This window comes from Methylophaga muralis, assembly GCF_001720165.1.
Lineage (GTDB): Bacteria > Pseudomonadota > Gammaproteobacteria > Nitrosococcales > Methylophagaceae > Methylophaga > Methylophaga muralis.
The window spans coordinates 1-12,037 of record NZ_MCRI01000050.1 but is presented as its reverse complement, the minus strand read 5'-3'; the positions used below and the strand labels follow the sequence as shown (position 1 = coordinate 12,037).

The following is a 12,037-nucleotide window of genomic DNA, read 5'->3' as shown; positions in this document are numbered from 1 at the left end:
TTAATTGTTTTTCCGATGGGGTTGGTGGGATAAATTCCTTAGTTGTTAAGGATTTTTCTGATTATCAAAGACATCTAAGTAAGTATCTTGGAGATGTTTTGTAATGTAAGGAGAGATGAATGAAACACATAAAAAAATATGGCTTATTCCTGGCCTTTGCTTGGCCACAGTGGACAGTGGCCAGCGAAATTGATGTCACGATGCACTATGTCGGACCAACCGATGGCCAAGTATGGCTGGGAGTTCAACAGGGAATTGAAGAAGCTAATTTGCAAGGTGGCTTTTTAGGTCAGAAGTATCAAGTAAAAGTTGTTGAGCCAAATGAGCTAGAGTCGACCAATGTTGAAACGGTCGTCTTACTGGCAACGGATGATGATTACATCATGAAAGTTGCTCAATCAGATAAGTTTGCTGCCATACCAGTTATCAATCTCATTTCGAGTTCTGATGCGTTGCGTGATGTCTGTTTACCAAATTTATTGCATGTGACGCCGAGTGAAAGCATGCGTGCAGATGCGCTGGCCCAATGGCAAGAAAAGAATTCAGATAAGCCTGCTAAGGTTCAAAGTTGGCACGAAGATTTTGTGAAATTTGCGGCAAGTCAATTGAATAATCGTTTTGAGAAAAACCAAGGCGAAGAGATGACCGATGACGCATGGGCGGGGTGGGCTGGAACCAAAATGGTCGCCGATTCAGTAGTACAAACCATGCAATATGATGCCGCATTTATGTTGAATCATCTTAAAAACGATCTGGTGTTTGATGGTCAAAAAGGAGATAACACAAACTTTCGTGAAAACGGACAGTTACGTCAAATCCTTTTAATGGTTGATAACGATAATAAAATTGTTGCTGAAGCACCGCTTCGTGGTTTTGAAGGTGGTTTAGATAGCCTCGGCAAAGTAACATGCAAGTAATGCGAGAAATATTAAGGAGAACGATGAATGAAATTTAAAACCCTTTTACTAAGCTCAATGATTTTGGCAAGTACTGCTGCAGCAGCAGAACCGACCCACCGTTTGTTTGCAACAAACGAAAGAGATAATACCGTCAGCGTTATTGATTCTCGTACCAATGAAGTTGAAGCCACTATTGATGTAGGTCAGCGTCCCCGTGGTATCGGTTTATCACCAGATCAAAAACATCTGTATGTCGCTATCAGTGATGATAACGCCATCGCAGTTGTCGACGTAAATACGTTAGAAGTGCTAAGAACACTTGATTCTGGTGATGATCCTGAAACATTTGGTGTCAATCCAGTTAATGGACACATTGTTATCTCCAATGAAGATGATGGTGAAGCGACCTTCCTTGACCCGAAAAGTAATGAAAAATTAGCCGTTGTTAAAGTTGGGATTGAACCTGAAGGTGTTGCTGTTTCTCCAAATGGTAAATATGCCTTAGTTACCAGCGAATCAAGCAATATGGTGCATATCATCGATACCAGCAGTTATGAATTAGTTGCGAATTTAGTGGTTGCTGCACGCCCACGTGGTCTAGCCTTTAATAGTGATGGCAGCTTGGCCTATGCGACTAGTGAAATTGGTAACGAAGTTGCCATCATTGATATGGAAACTTTGAAAATCACTAAGAAAGCTGCGATTGATGTAGAAGAATCTAAGCCGATGGATATCAAAGTAAGCCCTGATGACACAATGTTATATGTCACCACAGGTCGTGGTAACTCAGTTGCCTTCTTGGATGCGAAAACGCTGGAATTAAAAGGTAATGTTCCAGTGGGTAACCGGGTTTGGGGTTTGGATATCTCTAAAGATGGTTCGACGCTTTATACCGCGGATGGGGTAAGTGGAACAGTTTCTGTTGTCGATACCGCGAAAATGGAGCGAATTGAGACTATTAAAGTCGGAGCATTCCCTTGGGGGGTAGTTCTGGACGACTAGTTTCTGAAACATAGAAAATTAAAACCCGGCGACGTAATGCGTTGTCGGGTTTTTTTATGGATGAAAATCAAACAATGACAAGAAAAATTTTGTGAACGATTGCTGACGCGCTATGATGCCGCACATGAAATTGATACTGCGATTTACGGATATTTGCCTGTTCAGATCTGGACCAGATAGTCTTCCAGCGAATAATCAACTAATGCAATTGGTATTGTTGGCCTATTTTTGCGTCAGCGTATTAATTAATCAGATTGATATGTCTCTACGGATCAGCTTATGGTCAGGGATTAGTGATCTGCTTGTTTTAATGACCTTCCTCTATTTATTACTCCGGTTCAATCATTTCTTGCCGCGCTATCAACAGACTTTGATGGCTATGGCGGGTACGGGCAGTCTGTTAGGATTGCTGGCTATGCCATTGTTATGGGCATTTCATCAGTATGCAGAGCAATCCGATACGGCAAATTTTATTTTGTTTGCACTGATGCTGGTGATGTTTTGGAGCTTGATGGTTACCGCGCATATTATTCGTCGTACCCTCGAAACATCTGCTCCAAAAGCGGTTGCTTTAACTGTTTTATACGTATTTGTGGCCATCATTTTCAATGGCCTAGTCATGTCTGGGGTGGCTTAAATGCATATTCATATATTAGGCATCTGCGGCACATTTATGGGCGGACTGGCTTTATTAGCCCGAGAACGTGGTTTTACAGTTTCCGGTTCGGATGCCAATGTTTATCCACCAATGAGTGATCAGTTAGCAGCTGCCGGTATCGACGTTATGCAAGGCTATTTTGCTGAACATCTGCAACCAGCACCCGATATGGTAGTGATGGGCAATGCGATGTCTCGTGGAAATCCTGCAGTAGAGTATGTTCTCAACCAAGGATTACCCTATATTTCTGGACCACAATGGCTGGCGGAAAATATTCTGGTTAATCGCTGGGTGTTAGCGGTATCAGGTACCCACGGTAAAACAACAACCAGCAGTATGTTGGCCTGGATTCTTGAATATGCTGGCATGCAGCCCGGTTTTTTGATCGGTGGGGTGCCGGGTAATTTTGGTCAATCTGCCGCTATCGGTAATACGCCTTTTTTTGTGATTGAAGCCGATGAATATGACACGGCTTTTTTTGATAAACGCAGTAAGTTTGTCCATTATCGTCCACGCACTTTGGTAATTAATAATCTGGAATTTGATCATGCGGATATCTTTGCTGATTTAGCTGCCATACAAACTCAGTTTCATCACTTGATTCGCACTGTGCCTGCTGAAGGACTGGTGATCACACCATGTGGTGTTCCTGCCATTGAACAGGCTCTGGAACGTGGCTGTTGGACACCCAGACAGACTTTGGATGGTATAGAGGCAGACTGGCAATTAACTGAAATGGCTGAAGATGGCCATTGTTTCACCGTGCAGTATCAGCAGCACAGTGCACAGGTGAACTGGTCATTACTTGGCAAACATAATGTTAATAATGCCTTGGCGGCAATAGCTTCCGCACATCATGTCGGTGTAACTGTTGAACATGCCTGTGAAGCATTAAATCAGTTTAAAGGGGTTAAGCGTCGTCTTGAACTGCGTGGTGAACGGCACGGCATCAAAGTCTATGATGATTTTGCTCATCATCCAACGGCGATTGCCACAACATTACAAGGCTTGCGTGCCAATATTGGTAATCAACGATTGATTGCCGTATTAGAGCCACGTTCCAATACGATGAAAATGGGCGTTCATGAACAGACTTTAGCCGCCTCACTAGAGGCGGCTGATAAGGTTATCTTGTATCAGGATCCACAGTTAACCTGGTCGTTAGACAGTATTCAACAACAACTGGGTGACACCTCAGTCTTGCATCGAAGCATTGATGATGTCGTTGCTCAATTGGTCAGTCAAAGCAAATCTGGCGATCATATTGTTGTAATGAGCAATGGTGGTTTCGGCGGTATACATCAAAAAATTCTGGATGCATTGGACAATGACTGATCCTCAGCAAATTGCGTTAGCTATTACTGGCGCGTCAGGCGCGCCTTATGCCAAACGTTTATTGGAGCAATTGTTGCTACAGGGAATAACAGTACATCTGATGATTTCCGCTGCTGGGCGGATTGTATTAGCGGATGAACTGGACTGGAAATTACCAGCACGCGCTGCCGATGCGACAAAAGTCTTAGTCACACAATTTGGCTGTCAACCTGAACAATTAAAGCTTTATGGCGAGCAGCAATGGTCATCTCCACTTGCCAGCGGCTCGCATTCCGTTCCGACGATGATTGTCTGTCCCTGCACCATGGGAACACTGTCCGCCATTGCCTGTGGCGGCAGTGATAATCTGATTAATCGTGCCGCTGATGTCATGATTAAAGAGCAACGTAAGTTAATTGTGGTGCCGAGAGAAGCACCGTTTTCGCCAATCCATCTCGAAAATATGCTGAAACTGTCCCGACTTGGCGTTTGTATTATGCCGCCAAATCCTGGTTTTTATTTTCGGCCGCAGACACTCGAAGATATTGTTGATTTTGTGGTGGCCAGAATTCTTGATCAAGCCTCAATAAAACACCAGTTGATGCCACGCTGGGGCGAATAATTAGCGGCCCGAATACAGTGCCATAAACTAAGTCGCGTATAATGCCCGCAGAGCCAAAATTCGGAAGATAGCATGTCAGATATTGAAATCGCCCAACAAGCCACAATGCAGAATATTAGCGAGATCGCCACGCAAAAATTAGGTTTGCAGGTCGATGATTTGGATAGCTACGGCCGTTATAAAGCCAAAGTATCTCTGCGGGTGATGGACGATTTGGCAACAAAGCCAGATGGTAAACTGATTCTGGTTACTGCCATCAGCCCAACACCAGCCGGCGAGGGCAAAACCACCACTACCATTGGATTAAGTGACGCGCTCAACCGAATTGGCAAACAAGCTACGGTTTGTGTTCGTGAACCCTCTATGGGCCCTTGCTTTGGATTGAAAGGTGGCGCTGCGGGCGGTGGTTATTCGCAGGTGGTGCCGATGGAAGATATCAATCTGCACTTTACCGGTGATTTTCACGCGATCGCTGCGGCACATAACTTGTTGGCAGCAATGATTGATAACCATATTCATCATGGCAATACACTGCAATTGGATACCCGCAAGATCACTTGGCAACGGGTGGTCGATATGAACGATAGGGCATTGCGTCAGATCACGATAGGTATGGGTGGTCCTGCCAATGGTTTTGTACGTGAAGACAGCTTTGATATTGTGGTTGCCTCCGAAGTTATGGCGATTTTCTGTCTGGCATCCTCTTTATCCGAATTAAAACAGCGACTCGGCAATATATTGATTGGTTATTCAATTGATGGCACGCCAAGATATGCCAGTGATTTAAATGCTCATGGAGCCATGACTGCGCTGCTAAAAGATGCGATTAAACCGAATCTGGTACAGACGTTGGAAAATAATCCGGCGTTTGTCCACGGTGGACCTTTCGCCAATATTGCACACGGCTGCAATTCGGTCATTGCCACCAAAATGGCGTTAAAGCTCAGTGATTATGTGGTGACCGAGGCAGGCTTTGGTGCCGACTTGGGTGCTGAAAAGTTTATTGATATCAAATGCCGTAAAGCCGGTATCCGTCCTGATCTGGCGGTAGTTGTCGCCACGGTAAAAGCATTGAAATATCACGGTGGTGTTAATGTCCCAGATCTGGCAGCGGAAAATCTCACGGCACTTGAGAAGGGGCTGACCAACCTGCGTAAGCATTTACATAATTTACAAAACGAGTTTGGTCTGGAATGTGTGGTGGCGATAAACCATTTTATTCAGGACACGGATGCAGAAATTGCATTGATTAAAGAGGCTGTTGAAGCCATGGGGGCGACGGCTGTTCTGGCCCGGCACTGGGCTGAAGGTGGTGCGGGAGCTGAGTTACTGGCTCGGACAGTTGTTGAAAAATTAGAGAAACCGGGTAAATGCGAACTGCTGTATAGCGATAGCGCAACGTTGTGGGACAAAATTAATGCTGTTGCCATGAGATTGTATGGCGCTAATGAAGTGATTGCCGATAAAAAAGTACTGAAAAAACTGGGTGAATTTCAATCGCTGCATGGTGATATGCCGGTATGTATGGCAAAAACACCTTATTCGTTTAGTAGCGATCCCAGCTTACGCGGGGCCCCTGACCAACATACATTGACCATTCGGGATGTGCGTTTATCACGAGGCGCAGGCTTTATTGTAGTGCTTTGCGGCGATGTGATGACTATGCCCGGTCTGCCTAAAATTCCTGCGGCAGAGCGAATCGATATTGATGATAAAGGTGTGATCAGTGGTTTATTCTGATCAATCGGAACTGCGCAGGCTGAAATAAAGCATTAATCCACCCCAGATCCCCAGAACCCAGCTGAGCACCGGCATGCCGGCCAACATATTGGATGAATAACCATCCAGCCCTTTAATTATGGCTGCACCCACTATAAAGGCTGCACCACTGACTGCGGTGGCAGTTCGATAACTGGAATGACGAACTTCACGGCGGATCTTCTCCAAATCCTGTGATGATAATTGCATATGCAATTGTCCGGCCTGAGCTTGTTTAGTTAAATCGTGCAGCATTCTGGGTAAGGTTGGTAAAGTCTCAGCCCAGGTTGGCACTTCTTTCTGCAGCGATTTGACTGCTGCTTGCCAGCCAAGCTTTTCTTTCATCCATTGTTCCAGAATGGGTTTGGCGGTTTGCCATAAATCCAGATCGGGATAGAGGTCACGTCCCAGTCCTTCAATATTCAACAGTGTTTTTTGCAGTAACACCAGTTGTGGTTGGATCTGCATATTAAAGCGTCGGGCAGTCTGAAACAGTCTCAACAAAAGCTGTCCGAATGAAATCTCTTTCAATGGACGGGCAAAAATGGGCTCGCAGACACTGCGAATGGCCGATTCAAATTCATCCATTCGTGTTTCTGCCGGCACCCAGCCTGACTGGATATGCAGTTCGGCCACCCGGCGATAATCATGGTTGAAAAACGCCAGAAAGTTTTCCGCCAGATAACGCTGATCATCAGGTGACAGAGTGCCCATAATGCCGAAATCAATGGCGATATAACGCGGTAACTGGGGATTGCTGACATCGACAAGAATATTGCCTGGGTGCATATCAGCATGAAAGAAACTGTGTCTGAATACCTGGGTAAAGAAAATCTCCACCCCGATAGTGCAAGCAATTCCAAATCGATATTATGTTGTTTCAATAACGCGATATTACTTATCGGCGCGCCGAATACCCGTTCCTGCACCAGCAGGTTAGGTTTGGTTAATGACCAGTAAACTTCGGGAACATACAATAAGCGTTCATCAGCAAAATGTCGTTTAAGCTGTGAAGCGGATGCCGCTTCACGCAACATATCCAGTTCATCAAACAGATTTTTTTCCAGCTCGGCAACCACCTCACGAGGACGTAGACGTTTGCCTTCAGACCAGTATTTTTCCGCTAAACCAGCCAGTGTATAAAGCAGGTCGACATCACGGCGAATAACTTTCTCAATACCGGGACGGACTAATTTTAGAATGACCTGCTTTCCATCAGCCAATGTAGCGGCATGTACTTGAGCGATTGATGCAGAGGCCAGGGGATCAGCATCAATATGACTGAAAATACGTTCTGGTTCGCCTTCTTCGTAGGCGGCATGAATAAGTGCTAATGCAATATCGTTTGGGAAGGGCGCAACTTGATCCTGCAGTTTGGCGAGTGAATCAGCGATATCTTCCGGTAATAAATCACGGCGGGTAGAAAGGATTTGACCAAACTTGACAAAAATTGGTCCTAAATCCTGCAACGCCAGACGAATTCGCTCGCCTCTAGGCAAGTCGGCTTTATGACGCCAGCGATAAGGTGAAAACCAGCTCAGGAAACGATAGGGGCGGAAAAAGTGTATTGCCAGAATTAGTTCGTCGAGACGATGTCGGCCCAAAACATGATTTATCTGCAATAAACGTCCGAATTGACTGAGTTTCATGTTTTTTTCTCGATAATGTTTTGCAGTCGTTTGATTCGGGCTTCCAGTCTATCGGCATCGGCACGAAGCACATCCACATGTTGCATAAATCGCGCTGTTTGCGATTTGTCGGGTAAATAGTGACTTTCTTCTCTGAGATATTCCGCCACACTTTGTTCGAATTCCGAGCGATTGTATTTCAACCAGTCAAAGCCTCGACGTAGACTTTGGGCTAATGGATAAGCCAATGTATCACCGGTTAATCGAGCGAGTTGCTGTTCCCAGTCGAAATCAAAGTGTTGTTGCCAGTCCTGTAATTGTTTAGCGAACTGGACATCACCGAGGATCTGAATCTCGTTGGAAAATAGGCTGTCCGGTTGCTGTAAAACTTTCAGCAAGGCAAAACTATCTGCTTTGATCATTAAATCAGCGACATGTTCTTCGGCCATTTCTAATAGAATTTGGTCATCGGTAAATCTTGCGATAACAGCAATATTAAGATTAGTGATATCAATGCGAATACTGCGTTTGGCAAAGCGCTGAAGTTGTTCATGGCTTTCCATATCAAAGCGCAATGCATGATTCAATGCCATTTCAAGCGGCTTTAACAACAGGCTCATGACTTAGAATTTATAACCACTGTGTAACGCCACAATGCCCGCAGACATATTGATAAAGTCCACACGCTCAAAGCCGGCATCTTCCATCATTTTTTTCAGACTAGGTTGATCAGGGTGCATGCGAATTGATTCGGCCAGATAGCGATAACTTTCGGCATCATTGGTAAACAGTTTGCCAAGTGCCGGTAGCACTTTGAATGAGTAGGTATCGTAAAGTGGGGTTAACCAGCTGGCAGGTTGGGAGAATTCCAGTACCATTAATTTTCCACCTGGTTTGAGTACTCTTAACATTGAGGCGAGTGCTTTATCTTTATCGGTGACATTACGCAGGCCAAAGGCGATGGTGATGCAATCAAAGGTGTTATCAGGAAACGGCAATGCTTCAGCATTGGCCTGAACATATTCAATATTGCCGGCTTTACCAAGGTCAGTCAGACGATCACGACCAACATTGAGCATGGAAGCATTAATATCAGCCAACACTACTTTACCGGTTGGTCCAACCATTTCGGCGAACTTGGCAGTCAAATCACCGGTACCACCGGCAATATCCAGCACTTTAGCGCCTCGCCGCACATTGCTGTTATGCAAGGTAAATCGTTTCCAAAGCCTGTGAATGCCCATTGACATCAAATCATTCATCAAGTCATAGCGACCAGCGACAGAATGAAATACTTCGGCGACATGTTTGGCTTTTTCATTGGTCGGAACCTGCTTAAAGCCAAAATGTGTAGTGTTATTGTCTTCCATAAGTCCCTCAGGCGTCTTGCTGACGTTCATAACCTTCAGCCATCAACTTTTCCAGGTAGGTTTGCCAGTATTCATCCTGATGCATGGAAAGCTCATAAAGATAATCCCAGCTGAACAACCCACTGTCATGACCATCATCGAAATAAATTTTAATGGCGTAATGGCCAACTGGCTCAATATTGCTGATGCCAACCTTTTCTTTTTGCAACTGCAATACTTCCTGCCCCGGTCCATGTCCCTGAACCTCGGCGGAAGGCGAGTGGACCCGCAGAAACTCGGCAGATAGCAAATAGTGCTGATCACCGTAGACTAACTCCAGTTTACGGGATTGTTTATGCAGTTGAATTTCACTTGGCAGTGGAGCCTGGCTCATAAAAGTCCTTTAAAGAATATAGCGTGACAGGTCTTCATCCTGCACCAGCTCTGACAGCTGCTGACTGACATAATTTTCATCAATGACAAATTTTTGTCCTGATTCTTCACCAGCCTCATAGGAAATATCTTCAAGTAGCCTTTCAAGCAATGTATGTAAACGACGTGCACCGATGTTTTCGGTCTTTTCATTGACTTGCCAGGCAAGCTCAGCAATTCGTTTGATGCCATCTGGGGTAAAGCTTAAATCAACCGATTCAGTACCCAGTAATGCTGAATATTGTTCTGTCAGTGATGCATCCGGTTCGGTTAGAATTCTGACAAAATCATCAGTTGTCAAAGCATTAAGTTCTACCCTTATGGGTAATCGGCCCTGTAGTTCTGGGATCAAATCAGAGGGTTTACTCAGATGAAAAGCTCCGGAAGCAATAAACAAAATATGGTCGGTTTTCAGCATGCCGTATTTGGTGGAAACCGTACTGCCTTCGACCAACGGTAGTAAATCACGTTGTACACCGGCACGCGAGACATCTGCACCACTTCCGCCGCCTTCTCCACGGTGGGTTATTTTGTCGATTTCGTCCAAAAACACAATACCGGTTTGTTCAACTCGATTGATAACTTCGGCTTTTAAATCTTCCTCATTAATCAGTTTAGCCGCTTCTTCCTCGCTCAATAGCCGCATGGCTTTAGCTACCGTAAGTTTGCGAGTAGATTTGCGCTGATTACCCATGCTTTGAAACATGTCTTGTAACTGGCTAGTAAGCTCTTCCATACCTGGCGGTGTCATGATCTCGACCCCCATTTGATGCTGAGCTAACTCCAATTCGATTTCTCTGTCATCCAGTTTGCCTTCACGCAACATCTTGCGGAATTTCTGCCGGGTATTAGATTCTTCTTCGGTTAAGGTGCCACGAGCCGGAGTAAGCAATACGTCAAGAACACGCTCTTCTGCAGCATCCAAAGCGCGAGGCTTAGCTTCGCTGATAGCATTCTCTCGCAGCATTTTCATCGCGCTTTCTGCGAGGTCACGAATAATGGATTCGACATCACGGCCCACATAACCCACTTCAGTGAATTTAGTGGCTTCTACTTTAATAAAAGGAGCATTAACTAGAGAAGCAAGTCGTCGGGCAATTTCTGTTTTACCTACACCTGTTGGACCGATCATCAGAATGTTTTTAGGAGTCACTTCATGTTGTAAGGTGGCATCCAATTGCTGACGGCGCCAACGATTACGTAATGCTATAGCAACAGCTTTTTTAGCTTCGTGTTGTCCGATGATGTGTTTATCTAATTCGTGAACAATTTGTTTGGGCGTTAATGATTGATTCATGATTATTTGTTGTAATCCAATGTTTCAATGGTGAGGTTATGATTGGTGTAAATGCAGATATCAGCAGCGATATTCAAGCCTTTTTCAACAATCTCACGGGCCGATAAATCGGTGTTCTGTAGTAATGCAGTAGCAGCTGCCTGGGCGAATGGTCCGCCAGAACCAATTGCAATCAGGCCATTTTCAGGTTCGATAACATCGCCGTTACCAGAAATAATTAATGATGCTTCGGCGTCTGCAACAGCAAGTAAGGCTTCAAGCCGGCGCATCATTCTGTCAGTACGCCAATCTTTTGCCAGCTCGAGTGCGCTTCTGGTCAAGTTACCTTGGTGTTTTTCCAGTTTAGCTTCAAAACGTTCAAACAAGGTAAATGCATCGGCAGTACCACCGGCAAATCCAGCAATGACTTGATTATGGTATAAACGTCTGACCTTGCGGGCATTGCCTTTCATGATGGTATTGCCAAGACTGACCTGACCGTCACCACCAATGACTACCTGGCCGTCACGACGATATGAAAGGATCGTGGTGCCACGGTATTGCTCCATAAAAAACTCCAATGCGAAAGATAAAAATAGCCCAGCAGTATACTATGCCGCCGGTTCTGATGCAGTTGGTAATCCGTTTTACTGGGACTTAAGAGACTTTTGCCATTTAAAAGTGAGATAGTGGTTGACAGCGAGCGGGGATTTCCGGAAAATGCGACCTCTTTAGTGGAGGGGTTCCCGAGCGGCCAAAGGGATCAGACTGTAAATCTGACGGTTCTACCTTCGGAGGTTCGAATCCTCCCCCCTCCACCATTTTATTTGAGAGTTTACTATTTTGCGGGTGTAGTTCAATGGTAGAACTCCAGCCTTCCAAGCTGACTATGTGGGTTCGATTCCCATCACCCGCTCCATTTTAGTTTTGGAAGATTTGGCCCGCATAGCTCAGTCGGTAGAGCGCATCCATGGTAAGGATGAGGTCATCAGTTCGATTCTGATTGCGGGCTCCATTTTTTATTTTGATTGGGCAGGGACTACCTTGCCTGTTTTTGATTTTAACAATTAAAAAGTTTGGCGGGGAGACTGGCATGTCT

11 protein-coding genes, 3 tRNA genes and 1 pseudogene are annotated in these 12,037 nt (G+C 45.1%); 9 read left to right on the top strand and 6 right to left on the bottom strand.

The annotated features are described in order from the left end of the window. Positions 1–176 precede the first annotated feature (176 nt). From A9E74_RS12755 to A9E74_RS12730, 6 genes are all read left to right on the top strand, one after another. Positions 177–917 carry an ABC transporter substrate-binding protein gene (locus A9E74_RS12755; RefSeq protein ID WP_245652167.1) on the top strand — a complete coding sequence of 247 codons (741 nt, stop codon included), beginning with the start codon at positions 177–179 and terminating at the stop codon, positions 915–917. 27 nt (positions 918–944) lie between these two features. After that, entirely contained in the window at positions 945–1,901 is a 957-nt protein-coding gene (locus A9E74_RS12750) for a PQQ-dependent catabolism-associated beta-propeller protein (protein ID WP_069296988.1), read from the top strand. 124 nt (positions 1,902–2,025) lie between these two features. After that, positions 2,026–2,538 (top strand): hypothetical protein, encoded by a 513-nt coding sequence (locus tag A9E74_RS12745; protein WP_069296987.1) that lies wholly within the window; start codon positions 2,026–2,028, stop codon positions 2,536–2,538. Continuing rightward, positions 2,539–3,894, top strand: coding sequence for a UDP-N-acetylmuramate:L-alanyl-gamma-D-glutamyl-meso-diaminopimelate ligase (gene mpl / locus A9E74_RS12740; RefSeq protein WP_069296986.1), 1,356 nt, complete (start codon positions 2,539–2,541; stop codon positions 3,892–3,894). Beyond that, positions 3,887–4,495 (top strand): UbiX family flavin prenyltransferase, encoded by a 609-nt coding sequence (locus tag A9E74_RS12735; RefSeq protein ID WP_069296985.1) that lies wholly within the window; start codon positions 3,887–3,889, stop codon positions 4,493–4,495. Before mpl ends, A9E74_RS12735 begins: the two co-directional genes overlap by 8 nt. A gap of 72 nt (positions 4,496–4,567) precedes the next feature. After that, the gene (locus tag A9E74_RS12730) at positions 4,568–6,235 is read left to right on the top strand and encodes a formate--tetrahydrofolate ligase (RefSeq protein WP_069296984.1); all 1,668 of its coding nucleotides are present in this window, start codon (positions 4,568–4,570) and stop codon (positions 6,233–6,235) included. Here the strand turns inward: A9E74_RS12730 and ubiB are convergent. The 6 genes and pseudogenes from ubiB to hslV all read right to left on the bottom strand — a co-directional run bounded on the left by ubiB (position 6,236) and on the right by hslV (position 11,507). Further along, positions 6,236–7,902: pseudogene (ubiB, locus tag A9E74_RS12725) on the bottom strand (ubiquinone biosynthesis regulatory protein kinase UbiB). It lies immediately after the preceding gene. After that, complete coding sequence (locus tag A9E74_RS12720) at positions 7,899–8,474, bottom strand: ubiquinone biosynthesis accessory factor UbiJ (protein WP_245652166.1); 576 nt, start codon at positions 8,472–8,474, stop codon at positions 7,899–7,901. Before A9E74_RS12720 ends, ubiB begins: the two are co-directional and overlap by 4 nt. A 30-nt stretch (positions 8,475–8,504) precedes the next feature. After that, positions 8,505–9,251: a bifunctional demethylmenaquinone methyltransferase/2-methoxy-6-polyprenyl-1,4-benzoquinol methylase UbiE gene (gene ubiE, locus A9E74_RS12715; RefSeq protein ID WP_069296982.1), complete on the bottom strand. Its 747-nt coding sequence runs from the start codon at positions 9,249–9,251 to the stop codon at positions 8,505–8,507. Between the two features lie 7 nt (positions 9,252–9,258). Continuing rightward, positions 9,259–9,624, bottom strand: coding sequence for a gamma-butyrobetaine hydroxylase family protein (locus tag A9E74_RS12710; RefSeq protein ID WP_069296981.1), 366 nt, complete (start codon positions 9,622–9,624; stop codon positions 9,259–9,261). Positions 9,625–9,633: 9 nt separating this feature from the next. Further along, entirely contained in the window at positions 9,634–10,959 is a 1,326-nt protein-coding gene (gene hslU, locus A9E74_RS12705) for an ATP-dependent protease ATPase subunit HslU (RefSeq protein ID WP_069296980.1), read from the bottom strand. Between the two features lie 2 nt (positions 10,960–10,961). Further along, on the bottom strand, positions 10,962–11,507 hold the full coding sequence (gene hslV / locus A9E74_RS12700) for an ATP-dependent protease subunit HslV (protein ID WP_069296979.1): 546 nt from the start codon (positions 11,505–11,507) through the stop codon (positions 10,962–10,964). 167 nt (positions 11,508–11,674) lie between these two features. Here hslV and A9E74_RS12695 point away from each other — a divergent pair. From A9E74_RS12695 to A9E74_RS12685, 3 genes are all read left to right on the top strand, one after another. Next, positions 11,675–11,759: transfer RNA gene (locus A9E74_RS12695), tRNA-Tyr, on the top strand. 24 nt (positions 11,760–11,783) lie between these two features. Continuing rightward, positions 11,784–11,857, top strand: a tRNA-Gly gene (locus tag A9E74_RS12690). A gap of 20 nt (positions 11,858–11,877) precedes the next feature. Further along, positions 11,878–11,953: transfer RNA gene (locus tag A9E74_RS12685), tRNA-Thr, on the top strand. Positions 11,954–12,037 lie beyond the last annotated feature (84 nt).